The 14,387-nt window shown below is 72.9% G+C and carries 13 protein-coding genes; 6 read left to right on the top strand and 7 right to left on the bottom strand.

The features are described from left to right. Positions 1-32: 32 nt before the first annotated feature. Both K4G59_RS02190 and K4G59_RS02185 read right to left on the bottom strand, forming a co-directional pair. Entirely contained in the window at positions 33-3,203 is a 3,171-nt protein-coding gene (locus tag K4G59_RS02190) for an Ig-like domain repeat protein (protein ID WP_231248956.1), read from the bottom strand. Between the two features lie 139 nt (positions 3,204-3,342). Further along, on the bottom strand, positions 3,343-4,218 hold the full coding sequence (locus K4G59_RS02185) for a ribonuclease HI family protein (protein ID WP_231248954.1): 876 nt from the start codon (positions 4,216-4,218) through the stop codon (positions 3,343-3,345). 42 nt (positions 4,219-4,260) lie between these two features. Between K4G59_RS02185 and K4G59_RS02180 the strand changes: the two genes are divergently transcribed. Further along, positions 4,261-5,016 (top strand): SDR family NAD(P)-dependent oxidoreductase, encoded by a 756-nt coding sequence (locus tag K4G59_RS02180; protein WP_231248952.1) that lies wholly within the window; start codon positions 4,261-4,263, stop codon positions 5,014-5,016. Positions 5,017-5,036: 20 nt separating this feature from the next. Then, positions 5,037-5,726: an aspartate/glutamate racemase family protein gene (locus tag K4G59_RS02175; RefSeq protein WP_231248945.1), complete on the top strand. Its 690-nt coding sequence runs from the start codon at positions 5,037-5,039 to the stop codon at positions 5,724-5,726. A gap of 6 nt (positions 5,727-5,732) precedes the next feature. Here the strand turns inward: K4G59_RS02175 and K4G59_RS02170 are convergent, their stop codons facing one another. Next, positions 5,733-6,608: a hypothetical protein gene (locus K4G59_RS02170; RefSeq protein ID WP_231248939.1), complete on the bottom strand. Its 876-nt coding sequence runs from the start codon at positions 6,606-6,608 to the stop codon at positions 5,733-5,735. 142 nt (positions 6,609-6,750) lie between these two features. On the opposite strand from K4G59_RS02170, the gene K4G59_RS02165 reads away from it, so the two are divergent. Both K4G59_RS02165 and K4G59_RS19810 read left to right on the top strand, forming a co-directional pair. After that, positions 6,751-8,145, top strand: a complete 1,395-nt coding sequence (locus K4G59_RS02165) for an OFA family MFS transporter (RefSeq protein WP_231248937.1) — start codon at positions 6,751-6,753, stop codon at positions 8,143-8,145. Next, positions 8,142-8,270, top strand: coding sequence for an MFS transporter small subunit (locus tag K4G59_RS19810; protein ID WP_269209489.1), 129 nt, complete (start codon positions 8,142-8,144; stop codon positions 8,268-8,270). The genes K4G59_RS02165 and K4G59_RS19810 overlap by 4 nt, the downstream gene beginning before the upstream one ends. Here the strand turns inward: K4G59_RS19810 and K4G59_RS02160 are convergent. Next, positions 8,260-9,510: a class I SAM-dependent methyltransferase gene (locus K4G59_RS02160; RefSeq protein ID WP_231248936.1), complete on the bottom strand. Its 1,251-nt coding sequence runs from the start codon at positions 9,508-9,510 to the stop codon at positions 8,260-8,262. The two genes, K4G59_RS19810 and K4G59_RS02160, sit on opposite strands and share 11 nt — an antisense overlap. Positions 9,511-9,613: 103 nt before the next feature. Then, positions 9,614-10,498 (bottom strand): NUDIX domain-containing protein, encoded by an 885-nt coding sequence (locus tag K4G59_RS02155; RefSeq protein WP_231248934.1) that lies wholly within the window; start codon positions 10,496-10,498, stop codon positions 9,614-9,616. Positions 10,499-10,528: 30 nt separating this feature from the next. Between K4G59_RS02155 and K4G59_RS02150 the strand changes: the two genes are divergently transcribed. Then, positions 10,529-11,581: an acyltransferase family protein gene (locus K4G59_RS02150; RefSeq protein WP_231248932.1), complete on the top strand. Its 1,053-nt coding sequence runs from the start codon at positions 10,529-10,531 to the stop codon at positions 11,579-11,581. On the opposite strand, the gene K4G59_RS02145 is transcribed toward K4G59_RS02150, so the two are convergent. Together K4G59_RS02145 and K4G59_RS02140 are read right to left on the bottom strand one after the other, a co-directional pair. Continuing rightward, complete coding sequence (locus K4G59_RS02145; RefSeq protein WP_231248930.1) at positions 11,573-12,364, bottom strand: lysophospholipid acyltransferase family protein; 792 nt, start codon at positions 12,362-12,364, stop codon at positions 11,573-11,575. The genes K4G59_RS02150 and K4G59_RS02145 overlap by 9 nt on opposite strands. Before the next feature lie 64 nt (positions 12,365-12,428). Beyond that, on the bottom strand, positions 12,429-13,676 hold the full coding sequence (locus tag K4G59_RS02140; protein ID WP_231248929.1) for a geranylgeranyl reductase family protein: 1,248 nt from the start codon (positions 13,674-13,676) through the stop codon (positions 12,429-12,431). Positions 13,677-13,837: 161 nt separating this feature from the next. On the opposite strand from K4G59_RS02140, the gene K4G59_RS02135 reads away from it, so the two are divergent. Next, positions 13,838-14,377 carry a TlpA family protein disulfide reductase gene (locus K4G59_RS02135; RefSeq protein ID WP_231248927.1) on the top strand — a complete coding sequence of 180 codons (540 nt, stop codon included), beginning with the start codon at positions 13,838-13,840 and terminating at the stop codon, positions 14,375-14,377. Positions 14,378-14,387 lie beyond the last annotated feature (10 nt).

The raw sequence follows: 14,387 nt of genomic DNA, 5'->3' as shown, positions 1-14,387 counted from the left end.
GGACGTCGGACCGGGGCCGTGGCACAGCAGGCTCAGCGACGCGAGGCGACCAGCTTCACGCGCTCGACCGTGCCGTCGCCGCGCTCGATGCGCAGGACGTACACCTTGCCCGGACGCACGCCGCGCGGCACCCGCACGCGGGCGGTCCAGTGGCCCACGCCATCGGCACGCCCGGCGAACCGGAACGGCCTCACCTCGAGCCCCGCCCCTCCCTTGACGCGCGGCAGGTCGTTGCCGATGAGCTGGACGGTGCGGCGGCTGCCGATGGGCAGTCGCCACGCGCCCCTGACCTTCTCGCTGCGGGTGACCCACAGGTCACGCACGACGTAGGAGGTCGTCGCGGTCGAGGTGTTCCCCGCGAGGTCGGTCGCCGTGACCGTCGCGGATCCCGCACCGATGCGGCCGGTCGTGGTCACCGTGCAGCTCGCCAGTCCGGAGAGCGCGTCCGACCCGGAGCACGCGGCCTCGGGGACGGTGCCGTTGTAGGTGCGACCCTCCCGGACCCCCGTGACCCGGACTCCGGGCGCCGTGCGGTCGATGGACACCGGCGCGCTGGTGACCACGGCGATGCCACCGTCGCGGGCGACGACCGTGCGCGTGACGGTCTGGCCGGCTCCGTCGCCGCTGAGGGTGACGGGAGCAGGGCAGGTCACGGCACCGGAGCCGGGCGTGCAGCTGAAGGTGACGGTGACCGCGGCGTTGTGCCAGCCGTTGCGGGCCGTGCCGGCGACGTTGGCGACCACCGACGGGTCCTTGCGGGCCGTGGAGGCCGCCGAGGCGAGCAGGTCCGTGGTGCCCGAGTACGTCGCGGTGACCACGGAGTCGGCTCCGCCCGAGTGGTTGCCGGACCAGGTCGCCGTGCCGTGCACGAGAGCGACGCTGGCCCGGTCGACGCCGTCCACCGCAAAGGTGACGGTGCCCGCAGGCTCCTGCACGGTCGACGTGACGGTCGCCGTCAGCGCGCTGCCGACCGCCAGGGTGGTGGTGGTCGGGGCCTTGGCCACGACCAGCTTCTCAGTGGTGGCCGCGGCGTCGAACGCGCCCGCCGGGACCGCTGCGAAGCTCGCGCCGACCCGGTGGATGCCGGCCCGGACTCCCGTCAGGTCGGGCGCCGTGGCGGTGCCCGCGCGGTCGACCGCGACCGGGGACCCGACCGGCTCGCCGTCGAGGGTGAACTGCACGGTCCCGGTCGGTGTGCCGTCCGGGCTCGCGACGGTGGCAGAGAGCGGGACGTCGTCGCCGTAGGTCGACGCCGGGAGCGCGCCGAGCTCGAGCGACACCGAGGGAAGCGCCGAGACCAGCGTGGCTGCACCGGTGACGGAGCCGATCGTGGCGGTCACGCGGTGGGTGCCGGTGGCGGCGGGTGTGCAGACCGCGTCGTCGCACGTGACCGCGGTGTCGGAGCCGCGCGTGATGGTGAAGGTGCTCTGGGCCGTGCGGTCGCCGAGGTCGTTGCCGTAGAGGTCTGCACCGGTGGCGGCGTAGGCGACGTCGGTGCCCGGCGTCACCGTGGTCACGTCAGGGGTGACGACCAGCGATGCCAAGGGGCCCGGGGCGACCTCGAGCGTGGTCGTGTCGCTCTCGCCGCCGAGGGTCCCCTCGACGGTCCAGGTCCCGGCCGTGGTGGGCGAGCAGACGCCGTTGGGGCAGGTCACGGTCGAGTCGCCGTTGCTGGCCGTCACCGTCGGCGAGCCACCGGTGCGCACGTTGTCGAACGCGTCGTACGCCGTGACGATGTGGACGGCAGGCGTGCCGGCGGTGGTCGTGCCCTCGCCCGTCACCTCGACGTGGTCGAGGGCGGCGGGGGTGACCGTGAGGGTCGTCGCGTCACCGGCAGGCGCGTCGGCGCCGGTCTGGTCGGCGCTGACCGAGTACACACCGGCGACGGTGGCCGCACAGAGGCCGTCCACGCAGGTGATGGCCTCGCCGCCGCCGACGGGGGTCGCGACGACGTCGCTCGCGGCGGTCTGGTCGGCGAGCGGGTTGCCGAACTGGTCGGTGCCGCTGACGGTGAACTGCACCGGCGTGCCCGCAGCGGTGGTCGCGTCCTCGGGACTGATCTGCAGTGCTGCGACGCCGTCGGCCAGGACGGTCAAGGTGGTGGAGTCGGTCACCGGACCGTCGGCGCCGGGGGCGGTGGCGGTCACCGTGTAGGTCCCGGCCGCCTCGGGTGCGCACGCGGCGTCGACACAGACGGTCGAAGCGCCACCGTCGACCGGGGCGTAGGAGATGGTGGCCTGCTGGCCGGGAACGGGGAGGCCGTGGGAGTCGGTGCCCTCGACGACGTACGCCACCGGGTCACCGGCGGTGGTGGAGGCACCCTCCGGGCTGATCGCCAGCGTGGCGAGGTCGGATCGCGCAGCACGGACGGCGATGCTCTGGGTGGCCCGACCGGGGTCGTGGTCGACGTCGCCCGGCGCGCTGGCCGCGACGACGCAGGTGCCGCTGTGCTGGAAGAAGAGCGTACGGTCGTCGTCGGCGAGGCGGCAGGCGCTGTTGGTGGTCGCCGCGTCGACGGAGTAGGTCACCGGGAAGTCGGCGTCGGACGTCGCGGTCGGGGTGTAGGACTCGCCGACGCGGGCCGGAGCGGGCGCGGTCGTGTCGAAGGTGACGACCTGCGGGATCCCCGCGTCGATGGTCAGGCTCCAGGACCCGATCGTGCCGGCACCTCCACCGATGTCGTCGTAGACGAAGAGCTGCCAGGTGCCGTTGGGGTCGGTGCCGTCGAAGGCGCCGGTGAAGGTCGTCGCGCCGGACTGCGCGGGGGCGGGTGCGGGGAAGGTGTTGGGGCCGCCTGCGTCGGTCGGCGCGTAGCGCCCGGACGGTGCACCGTCGACCAGCGTGGGAGCTCCGTCCGCGAAGGTGAAGGTCCGGTCGCCGTTGAGCGAGTAGATGTCCGACATCACGGTCAGGTTGCGCCCGGCCGGGCTGACGAGCATCACGTGCGCGTCGTAGGAGATCTCGTGGTTGAAGCCGGTCAGGGTCAGCTCGACGGACTTGATGTTGCTGGCCATGCCGCTCACCGACACCGTGGACGGGTACGGGGTGGCGGCGCCGAGCTGCGGGATGGAGATCGCGCTGGTGTTCGTGAACGTGTCGGTCGCGGCCTCGGCGGGGGCCGACAGGCCGAGGGTGACCAGCACCGGGGACAGGAGCGTGGCGGCGAGGAGTCCGCGGCGGACGCTGGGAGGGATGAATTGCACGGGTGTCATCCCACACGGGCCGTCGTGTCGAGGTGGTGGCTTGAGGAGAACTTGAGAGTCCCGATGGCCCACGGCGCGCAGATCGGCCGATCGGGCCACCTGGTGCGCACAGGGGGGTCATCCGGTCCACCCGTCCGGGTCAGCCCTCAGGGGTGTCCTGGTGGAACCGCTGCTGCCAGGAGCCGCCGACGCGGACCCACAGCGAGCTGCGCAGGGTCGAGCACCCGTCCGCGACTGCGCGCCACAGCAGCAGGATCGTGTCCGGGCCGAGCCGGTCGACGGAGACCACCTCGAGCGCCGCCGGGTCGATCGGGCCGATCTCGTCCAGGACGTCCTCGCGGGTCCACAACCGACCCGAGCGACCGATCCCGCGCCAGTCGGGGTGCAGCAGCGCGGCGACCGCGGCGCGGTCCGCGCGCACGTCGTCGGTCAGCAGGGCGCGCTCCATGGCGACGACGTGCTCCTCGTCGGTGAGCGCCACGTCCTCCAGGTCGGAGAACAGGTCGGGCTCCTCCTCGACCTGACCGACCGCGGCGGACGGGTGCGAGGTGCTGCTGCCGGCGAAGCCGGGGCCCGGGTCGGGCTCGACGCCGCGCTGGTGGGCCGTGGCGGCGGCGTTGGCGCGCTTGTCGGCGGCCTCGTTGAGCGGGTGGCCGGCGTGGCCCTTGACCCACTCGAACTGCACGCGGCGGCCCTGCATCGCCTCGTCGAGCGCCTTCATCAGCTCGACGTTCATCACCGGCTTGCCGTCGCTCTTCTTCCAGCCCTTGCGCTTCCAGTTCTTCATCCACTTGGTGATCGAGTCGATGACGTACAGGCTGTCGCAGTAGACGAGCAGCGGCTCGTCGAGGTGGGCGGTCTGCTGGAGGAGGTCGAGCACGGCCATCAGCTCGCCCATGTTGTTGGTGCCGTGCGGCCAGCCGCCGGAGGCCCAGCAGCCGTCGTCGACGTACCACGCCCACCCGGCGGGGCCGGGGTTGCCGAGTGCCGAACCGTCTGCAGCCGCGATGATCACGCCGACATCTTGGCAGCACGACGTGTTGGCAAGATGGGCGGCATGAGCGACCAGAGCACCCCGCAGCCCCGCACCGCCGTCGTCACCGGTGCCTCCAGCGGCATCGGTGCGGCCACGGCCCGCGCCCTCGCCGAGCAGGGCTTCCGGGTCGTGTGCGCGGCCCGTCGCACCGACCGGATCGAGGCGCTCGCCGACGAGGTCGGCGGTGAGGCGATCACCTGCGACATCACCGACGCCGCGTCCGTCGAGGCGCTCGCCGCCGCCGTGCCGGTGTGCCACGTGCTGGTCAACAACGCCGGCGGGGCCGTGGGCGTCGACCGCGTCGACGAGGCCGACCTCGACACCTGGCGATGGATGTACGACGTCAACGTCCTGGGCCTGGTGCGGGTGACGCAGGCGCTGCTGCCCGCGCTGCGCGCCAGCGGGGATGCGGTGGTCGTCAACGTCGGCTCCACCGCCGGGCGCTGGGCGTACGAGGGGGGTGGCGGCTACACCGCCGCCAAGCACGGCGTGAAGGTCGTGACCGAGACGCTGCGCCTCGAGCTCAACGGCGAGCCGATCCGCGTCTGCGAGGTCGCGCCCGGCATGGTGCGGACCGACGAGTTCTCGCTCAAGCGCTTCGGCGGCGACCAGGCCAGGGCGGACGCGGTCTACGCCGGGGTCGACCAGCCCCTGCTCGCCGAGGACGTCGCCGATGCCATCGCCTGGGTCGCCACGCGCCCCTCGCACGTGGACATCGACGAGCTGGTGATCAAGCCGCGCGCCCAAGCAGCGGCACACAAGGTGCACCGGTCGTGAGAGGTGGCAGACTTCCGCGCGTGAAGACCATCGGACTCGTCGGCGGCATGAGCTGGGAGAGCAGCGCGGTCTACTACCGCGACCTCAACCTCGGGATGCGGGACCGCCTGGGCGGGCTCTCCTCGCCGAAGCTCGTTCTCACCACCGTCGACTTCGCGGAGGTGACCCACCTCGAGGACGACGAGCGCTGGGACCAGGTCGGCACGCTGCTGGCCGACGCCGCCCGGGCGGTCGAGCGCGGCGGCGCCGACTTCCTGCTCCTGTGCACGACGACCTTCCACAAGGTCGCCGAGCAGGTCGAGGAGGCCGTCGACATCCCCGTGCTGCACCTCGCCGACGTGGTCGCGGCCGCGGTCCGCGCCGCCGGCATCGAGACCGTCGGGCTCATCGGCACGAAGGTCGCGATGCAGGAGTCCTTCTTCGTCGACCGGCTCGCCGCCCACGGCCTGTCCGTGGTCGTCCCCGACACCAGCCACCACGACTTCCTCAACGACGCCATCTACGAGGAGCTCGTGCACGGTGTCGTCCTGCCCCGCACCCGGGCGCGCGTCGTGTCGATCATCGAGGAGCTGTGGGACGCCGGCGCAGGTGGCGTGCTGCTCGGCTGCACGGAGCTCGAGCTCCTGGTGAAGCAGGCCGACGTCGAGCTCCCGGTCTTCCCGTGCACGACCCTGCACGTGCAGGCCGCGCTGGACGCCGCGCTGGCCTGAGGTCCCTCACCCGGCGATCGGCAGCCCTCGTGCGGTCGCGAGCCAGCGCAGGGCCGTCCACGCCGGTGAGCGCAGGTCGGTGACGCCGGCCGCGACCGGGAGCCGGACCCGCAGCACCTGCGAGGCCGCACCCTCGGTGCTCAGCAGCAGGTCGCGCCCGGCCAGCGCGACGCCCTCGCCCTGGTCCTGGGGCGGCAGGTCCCACGACGCGACGGGCTGCCACGACGGGTACGCCGCCAGGTGGGCCGCGGAGTAGGTCCGCATGACGACGCCACCTCCGCCGGGCAGGAACGTCGCGTCGGTGACGATGCCCGGGGCCCGGCCGACCTCGACGAGGCGGTTCGGCCGGTCCGCGCGCAGTCGCAGCGGGGCGGCGTACGCCGTGCCGGAGAAGACGCCCTTGGTGACCACGAGGAGCCGACCGGTCAGCGGGTGGGCCACGAGCGCCTCGGCGTCCTGCGCACCGTCCGGGTAGACCAGCTCGTAGGCCTCCGGGACCACCGTCGTGTCCTGGCGACCCACCGGGACGCGCAGCACCTGCACCGAGTCCCGGACGCGCCGGTTGTCGCCGATGTCCCCCACCCAGACGTGGCCGGCGCCGGCCGGCGCCAGCGCCTCGACGTCCTCGGGGGAAGGGGACCAGGACGTGGTGCCCACCGTGTCCCCCGTGGTGGGGTCGACGGCGAAGACCCGCCCGCTGTCGCCCGAGTCGTTGGTGGTGACCACGAGCCCGTCCGCGACCACGAGGCCGCTCGACTCGACGATGTCGGGATCGGTGAGGACGAAGGCTTCCTCACGCTCGGCGGCGCTCCCGCTGGCAGCCTCCACCAGGAAGGGCAGTGCCACGAGGCACGCCAGCCCCAGTCGCCGCACCTCCGCCACGCGCCCCACGGTAGCCCCGGTCCCGTCAGGCGACCGCTCGTCGTGCCGGGGCGACCACTCGTCGTCACGCCCCTACGGGTAGGTGACATCTCAACCACCTGTCCGTAGCGTGACTGCGGTCACTCTCGGGAAGGAGAGTTCCATGTCGGTCCTCGACAAGAAGGCGATCGTGGCGCACCCGGGTTACAGCCGCTGGCTGATCCCGCCGGCCGCGCTCGCGGTCCACCTCTCCATCGGACAGGTCTACGCGTTCTCGGTCTTCAAGAACTCGCTGGTCGCCTCGTTCGACACCAGCCTCACCGCCATCGGCTGGGTCTTCTCGATCGCGATCGTGATGCTTGGTCTCTCCGCCGCCTTCTTGGGCACGTGGGTCGAGCGTTCCGGGCCCCGCAAGGCCATGCTGGCCGCGGCGCTCTGCTGGGGCACCGGATTCGTCGTCGGGTCGGCAGGCATCGCGACCGGGCAGCTCTGGCTGCTCTACCTCGGCTACGGCGTGATCGGCGGCATCGGCCTCGGCATCGGCTACATCTCACCGGTCTCCACGCTCATCAAGTGGTTCCCCGACCGTCCGGGCCTCGCGACCGGCATGGCGATCATGGGCTTCGGCGGCGGTGCGCTGATCGCCTCGCCGCTGTCCAACCGCCTGATGAGCGTCTACGACCCCGGTTTCGTGGCCACCGAGCCGGGGGCGGTCGCCTCCGGGTCCGCGCTCGCCCAGACCTTCTTGACCCTCGGCATCATCTACACCGCGTTCATGCTCGTCGGTGCCGCGCTCGTGCGGGTGCCCCCGGGCCACGGTGACGACAGCACCGCCGAGCACTCCCCCGGCACCAACGGGGCACTGGTGCGCGCCTCTTCGGCGATCCGCACGCCGCAGTTCTGGCTCCTGTGGGTGGTGCTGTTCTGCAACGTCACTGCCGGCATCGGGATCCTCGAGCAGGCGTCACCGATGATCCAGGACTTCTTCCGCGACAACGGCACCAGCGCCGTCACGGCTGCGGCAGCCGGCGGTTTCGTCGGCGTGCTCTCCCTGGCCAACATGATCGGTCGCTTCGTGTGGTCGACCACGTCGGACCATGTCGGGCGCAAGCCGATCTATGTCATGTACCTCGGTGTCGGACTCGTCCTCTACCTGCTGCTCGCGCTGTACGGCAGCGTCTCTCCCTTTGTGTTCGTCGCGCTGGCCGCGGTGATCATCTCCTACTACGGGGGCGGGTTCGCCACCGTCCCGGCCTACCTCAAGGACCTCTTCGGCACGCTCGAGGTGGGCGCGATCCACGGCCGCCTGCTGACGGCGTGGGCCGCCGCCGGCGTGGCGGGACCGCTCATCGTCAACGGCATCCTCGACCGTGTCGGCGAGCCCGGCGCGCTCGTCGCTGCTGACTACCAACCGGCTCTGTTCACCATGGTCGGGGTGCTCGCCGTCGGCTTCATCGCCAACCTGATGATCAAGCCCGTCTCCGACACCCACTTCGACCACGACGCGCACGCTGCCAACGAGGAGCGCGTCGCCACCCGTCAGGAGGCCACCCGATGAGCACCTCGCAGAGCTCCCCCACCAGCCCCGTCCTCATCGCCCTGGCGTGGCTGCTGGTCGGCGTCCCGCTGGCCTACGGCCTGTGGCAGACGCTGGTGCGCGCCTCGGCGCTCTTCACCGGCTGAGCCCGTCGCCGAGCAGCTCGCCGAGCCGGGGACGTACGCCCCACGCGGCGAGCAGCTCGTCGTACTCCTCGACGGCTCCGGCGCGGTGCGCACCGGTGCGCACCGCGCGGAGCAGGGTGTTGCGCGGGGTGTGGGCGCTCTCGACGAACTCCACCACGTCGACGCGGTAGCCCTCGCGGCGCAGCAGCGATGCCCGCAGGGCGTCGGTGAGGGTGTCGGCGAAGCGCTCGCGGAGGATGCCGTGGCGGGTGAGCATCGCGTAGGGCGCTGGCGCCTCCGCGGTCCGCAGCTGGCTGGCGATGTCGTGGTGGCAGCACGGGGCCGCGAGCACCAGCGAGGCCTGCCACTCCACCGCCCGGGCCAGCGCGTCGTCGGTGGCCGTGTCGCAGGCGTGCAGCGCGAGCACGACGTCGGGTGCCTGCTCGAGTCGCGCCCCACCGATCGAGCCCACCACGAAGTCGGCCTCGATCCCGAGACCGGCGGCCACCTGGGTGTTGTGGTCGGCCGACTGCTGCTTGACGTCGACGCCGGTCATCCGCACCGGCAGGCCGCGGCCGCCCTCGGCGGGGGGCGCGGTGAGGAAGCGGTGGGCGGCGAAGGTGAGGTAGGCGTTGCCGCAGCCGAGGTCGACGATGCGCAGCGGATCGTCCTCGGTCGGCGTACGCACGTGCCCCTGCTCCAGCGCCTCGCCGAGGCTGGCGTCGAGCAGGCGCACGAACTCCTCGACCTGGCGGTATTTCGCCTGTCGCGTCGGCTTCACCCGGCCCTGGGCATCACTGATCCCGAGGGCCACGAGCACGGGGTCGTCCTCCGCGAGCAGCCGGTCCTTGGCGCGGTCGTGGTCGCGCGAGACCTCGACCGCCTCCGTGCGCGTCGACGTGTGGAGCAGCGGCGCGCCCTTCTTCGTCACGCGGAGCTGGTGGGTGGCGTCGGTGGTGTCGACGTGCCAGTTGGCGAAGGGCTCTGCCAGCAGCGCGTCGACGACGGCCCGGGCATCCTCACCGAGCGCGTGGTTGGTGGTGTGCGCCTGGGTCGCGTCGTACGCCGTCACCTGCAGGTGGCGCCCGGCCTTGAGGTCCACCACACGGACCTCCACGCGCCGCATCTCACGCCCCTGCACCACGGGCGCGGGCGCGCCCCTGCGGCGGCCGCTGGCCAGGGCGCGCACGAGGCCGTCGGCGTCGAGCACGGCCGCCCGCAGGCGTTCCCACTCGGGCGCCGCGGCCTGCCGGTCGCTCACAGGACCGCGGCGAGGACGACGATGAGGATGAGGGCCCCCAGCGCCACCGGGATGACGAGTCGGCGGTGGCGTGGGTTCATGGCCCCATCCTAGGTCCGCGACATCAGGCCAGGCGCAGCGCGTGGGTCACCACGTCGAGCACGGGCACCCGGCCGGACTCGACGTCCGAGCGGTCGACCCAGGCGACCTCGTCGGTCGTGCCGTCGACCTCGACGACGCGCGGGTCACCGTCCCCGACGGAGGCGGTGAAGAGCAGGTGGATGCCGTGGTAGTCCTCGATCCGCCCGGACGGGGCGTGGCCGGAGAAGTGCGTGTCGTGCACCCCGAGCAGGTCGCCGACCTCGCAGGCCAGGCCGCACTCCTCCTCGACCTCGCGCGCGAGCGCCACCGCCGGTCGCTCGCCGTGGTCGACGCCGCCGCCGGGCAGGGTCCACAGCCCGGGGTGCGCGGCCCGCGCCGACAGCCGGGTCAGCAGCACGTCGCGACCGCGCAGCACCACGGCGTACGCCGCGACCCGCTGCAGCCGGTGCGGCTGGTGGTCGACGAGGGCGTCGGTCACCTGCGCGGCCACCGGCACCAGGCCGGACGCGACGTCCTCGACCCGGTGCCAGGCGGACTCCACGGTCGAGCCGTCCACCTCCACGACGCGCGGCGCCGGGGCGTCCGTGGGCACCCAGGCGTCGTAGACGATGCGGATCGCGTGGGCGTCGACGAGCAGGCCGTCGCGGGCCGCGCGGGGCATGTGGGCGCTGTAGACGCGGGCGGTCTCGCCGACGGTGGCGTCGAGGCCGGTCTCCTCCCGGACCTCGCGCAGCAGCGCCGCCCGGGGGTCCTCGCCGTGGTCGACGCCGCCGCCGGGCAGGGTCCACATCTCGGTGCGCGACACCCTGGGCGCGAGACGGCTGAGCAGGATCTCGACCGCACCGGCGCGCTCGCGGAGGATGACGGCGTACGCCGCCACCCGCTGTCGCCTCGGCAGGGATGCCATGGGTCCAACCTAGTGAAGTAGCGTGTGCGGGTGGCTCCCCCGTCCCGCGATCCGTGGCTCGACAACATCAAGATGGTCCTGGTCACCCTCGTCGTCGTGGGGCACGCCATCGGCCTCGTCGAGGAGAGCGCGGGCAGCCACTGGGTCTACGACTTCATCTACCTCTGGCACATCCCGGCCTTCGTCTTCGTCAGCGGCTACCTCTCCAAGTCCTTCGAGTGGGACCGCCGGCGGCTCAAGAGCCTCGTCTACACCCTCGCGATCCCCTACCTCCTCTTCGAGCCGGCGCTGTTCTACTACCGTCGCGAGGTGGCCGGCGAGGGCGTCGAGTACCCGCTGTGGCTGATCCCCCACTGGACGATGTGGTACCTCATCGTCCTGCTCATGTGGCGGCTGATCACCCCGATCCTCAAGCGGCACTGGCTCTTCCTGCCGCTGTCGGTCGTCGTCAGCCTGCTCGGCGGGCTGTGGAACGACGACACCCTGATGATCCCGCGCTTCCTGGGTCTGCTGCCGTTCTTCGTGCTCGGCCTGCACCTCAAGCCGCGCCACCTGCGCCGGCTCGACGACGTGTGGGTGCGGGTCGCGGCCGTGCCGACCCTCATCGGCATCGGCGTCATGGCCGTCTACACCGACACCTGGGCCGAGACGGCGCTGCTCTGGTACGACACCGGCTACGCCGACATCCCGATCGACAACGAGATCGTCTTCCAGACCCGGCTGACGGTGATGATGGTGGGGCTGCTCGGCGCCTTCGCGGCGATGTCACTGATCCCGCGCCGCTCGCTGGGGTGGTTCACCACGATGGGCACCGCGACGATGGTGATCTACCTCTTCCACGGCTTCGTGATCAAGACGTTCCTCGCTCTCGGATGGCCGGGCTTCACCGCCGCGAACCCGGTCCTAGGCCTCGTCGTGACCATCGTGGCCGCGGTGGGCCTGTCCCTGCTGCTGGCCAGCCCGTCCGTACGCCGGGCGCTGGAGCCGCTCACCAACCCGGCCGGGACCCTGGAGAAGCGCCTCGCCCGCCGCCGTGACGAGCCGACGACCCGCCAGGACTCCACGCCCACCCCCTCAGGCTGAGGGCGGGCCCCAGGTCGGGCTGATCGCCGAGCGGGGCACCACGTCGAGGTGGGCCGCCTGCGCCCGCGTCGGGGCGTGCCCGCCGAGGTGCGCGGGGTGCCAGGGAGCGTGCTCGCCCGGGCGCGGCAGGTGGTGGGGCCGGCGCTGGAGCGCCTCGAGCTGGTCGGTGAGCACCGCGCCGAGGTGACGGGTCCAGTCGGTGAGGTCGTCGCCCGCGCCGATCGTCAGGGGCGCACCGAAGTCGAGGTCGACGCGGCGTCCGCGCGCCAGGCACGGCCGCGGCTCCTTGCCGCGCTCGTCGGGCACCCCGACCGACCACACCCGCTGGGAGCCCCACAGCGCGACCGGGACGACCGGGACGCCGGTCTCGCGCGCCAGGCCGGCGACGCCGCGCATGAGGGAGCGGACCGTGTAGGAGTAGGAGATCCCCGCCTCCGGGAAGGCGCACACCGCCTCGCCCTCCCGCAGCAGCCCGCGCGCGGTGACGTACGCCCCCGCCGGCGCCTGCCGGTCCACCGGGACGTGGCGCATGCGGTCCATCGCCGCGCGCACCACGGGCAGGTGCCACACGTCGTGGCGGCACATGAAGCGGACGAAGCGCTGCCGCTCGCGCGCCGCCTGGCCGATCATCAGGAAGTCGGGATAGCTGACGTGGGTGGCGGCGAGCAGCACCGGACCGCTCGTCGGCAGGTGCTCGAGCCCGGTCGCCACCGTGCGGATGCCGAACGCGCGCAGCGCGGCGCCACCGAGGCGGTTGGTGGCGCGGTAGACGTGCTCGCTCATGCCTGTCGTTCGGCACGGCAGGCCGCGCGGATCGGCCGGCGAGAGCCGACCGGGGCGCCGTCGCTCACGAGAAGGGCGGACGCGCGTCGCGGGCCAACGACCGCTTGCCGGCCCAGCGCCACACACGCGCGGCCCGGTCACGGTCGGCGTCGTCGACGAGGTTGCCCATCCAGCGCAGGGCCAGGGTCATCAGCCAGTCCGAGCGCATCCCGGCGGGACCGAGCGCGGCGACCACCTTGGGCTGCGTGGCGACCCCGGCCAGCCGGCGGGCGATGGAGAAGGCCTCGCCGTAGTGGTCCACGAGGGTCGCGCGCCACGCCTCCCCCAGCCCGACGCCGCTCGCGATGTGCTCGGCGACGAACCGGCCGGTCTCCAGGCCGTAGTCGATCCCCTCGCCGTTGAGGGGGTTGACGCACGCCGCCGCGTCGCCGATCAGCGCCCAGTTCGGACCCGCCACGTTGCTCACTGCTCCGCCCATCGGGAGCAGCGCCGAGGTCGGCGCGCGCAGCTCTCCGGACAGCCCGAAGTCCGTGCCGATCGTGTCGGCGTAGGTCTGCATCAACGGCTTGATCGCCACCTCGGCGGGCCGACGGCTCGTCGCGAGCGTGCCGGCGCCGAGGTTTACCGTGCCGTCGCCGAGGGGGAAGATCCAGCCGTAGCCCGAGACCAGCTCACCCTGCTCGTCGCGCAGCTCGAGGTGGGAGCTGATCCACGGGTCGTCCGACATCGCGGAGTCGACGTAGGAGCGCCCCGCCACTGCGTAGACGGTGTCGCGGTGCCACTCGCGTCCCAGCATCTTGCCGAGCGGCGAGCGCACGCCGTCGGCGACCACGAGCCACTGGCAGGCGATCTCGAAGGTGCCCTCCGCGTCGCGGAGCTCGATCGCCGCGACGCGCTCGCCCTCACGGCGTACGCCGACCGCGCGGGCGCCGTCGACGGCGAGGGCGCCGCTCTTGATGGCCACCGTGCGGAGGTGGTCGTCGAGCTCGGTGCGCGCGACGGCCGAGCCCCAGTCCGGCAACGAGCCGCCCGGCCAGGGCAGCAGCAGCGTCTGGCCGAAGCCGTGCGCGCGCAGGCCGTGGTTCACCGTGTGGGAGCGCAGCCAGTCCTCGAGGCCGAGCTTCTGCATCTCGCCGATCGCGCGGGGCGTGAGCCCGTCGCCGCAGGTCTTGTCCCGCGGGAAGGTGGCGGCGTCCACCAGCACGACGTCGAGCCCGGCACGCGCGGCCCACGCAGCCGCGGCCGAGCCGGAGGGCCCGGCACCGACGACGAGGACGTCCGCGGAGCTAGGACGTGAGGAGGGGGTGGTCACACCGGAATTCTCGCAGGCGGGTCACAACCTCGCGGCACAGCCCGGCGTAAGGCTCTCGTAAGCATCGCGGCCGTCCCTGGCTGGGCCGCCGCTGTCATGCTGGAGCACATGAGACGCCTCGTGGTCGCGACCGCCGTCCCCCTCCTCCTGCTGCTCGGGGCGTGCGGCGACGACCCGGCCACGACGGCCACCTCGTCGACCACGTCCTCGCCCTCCGACGAGCCTTCCGCGGCCCCCTCCGACGACGCCTCCGCGGAGCCGTCCGACGAGCCCGCGGACGCCGGCGAGGGGACGGCCGGCACCCCGGAGCTCCTCGACTTCACCGCCACGACCGTGGGCGGCGACTCCTTCGACGGCGCGAGCCTGGCCGGCTCGCCACCGTCCTCTGGTTCTGGGCGCCGTGGTGCCCGACGTGCCGCAGCCAGATCCCGCAGGTGCAGGACCTCGCACAGACCTACGGCGACCGTGTCGGCGTGGTCGGGATCGGCTCGCTCGACAGCGCGGAGGCGATCGCGGACTTTGCCGGTGACGCCGACGGCGTGACCCACCTCGAGGACGTCGACGGCGAGCTGTGGACCCGCTTCGGGGTCGCCGAGCAGTCCTCCTTCGTCGTGCTCGACGCCGCCGGCGAGGTCGTCTTCGAGGCCGGCTACGGCGGCTCGGACGACCTCGGCGCCCGGGTCGACGCCCTGCTGGGCTGAGCGACCGGCC

The sequence above is a fragment of the Nocardioides furvisabuli genome (assembly GCF_021083185.1).
Taxonomy (GTDB): domain Bacteria; phylum Actinomycetota; class Actinomycetes; order Propionibacteriales; family Nocardioidaceae; genus Nocardioides; species Nocardioides furvisabuli.
The sequence above is the reverse complement of the archived record's forward strand: the minus strand, read 5'-3'. Positions and strand labels throughout refer to the sequence as shown.

What these genes read in the sequence shown, in the direction of transcription:
- K4G59_RS02165 (WP_231248937.1), top strand. Translation starts at nt 6,751, where the DNA reads ATGTCGGTCCTCGACAAGAAGGCGATCGTGGCGCACCCGGGTTACAGC.
- K4G59_RS02145 (WP_231248930.1), bottom strand. Translation starts at nt 12,364, where the DNA reads ATGAGCGAGCACGTCTACCGCGCCACCAACCGCCTCGGTGGCGCCGCG.
- K4G59_RS19810 (WP_269209489.1), top strand. Translation starts at nt 8,142, where the DNA reads ATGAGCACCTCGCAGAGCTCCCCCACCAGCCCCGTCCTCATCGCCCTG.
- K4G59_RS02155 (WP_231248934.1), bottom strand. Translation starts at nt 10,498, where the DNA reads ATGGCATCCCTGCCGAGGCGACAGCGGGTGGCGGCGTACGCCGTCATC.
- K4G59_RS02180 (WP_231248952.1), top strand. Translation starts at nt 4,261, where the DNA reads ATGAGCGACCAGAGCACCCCGCAGCCCCGCACCGCCGTCGTCACCGGT.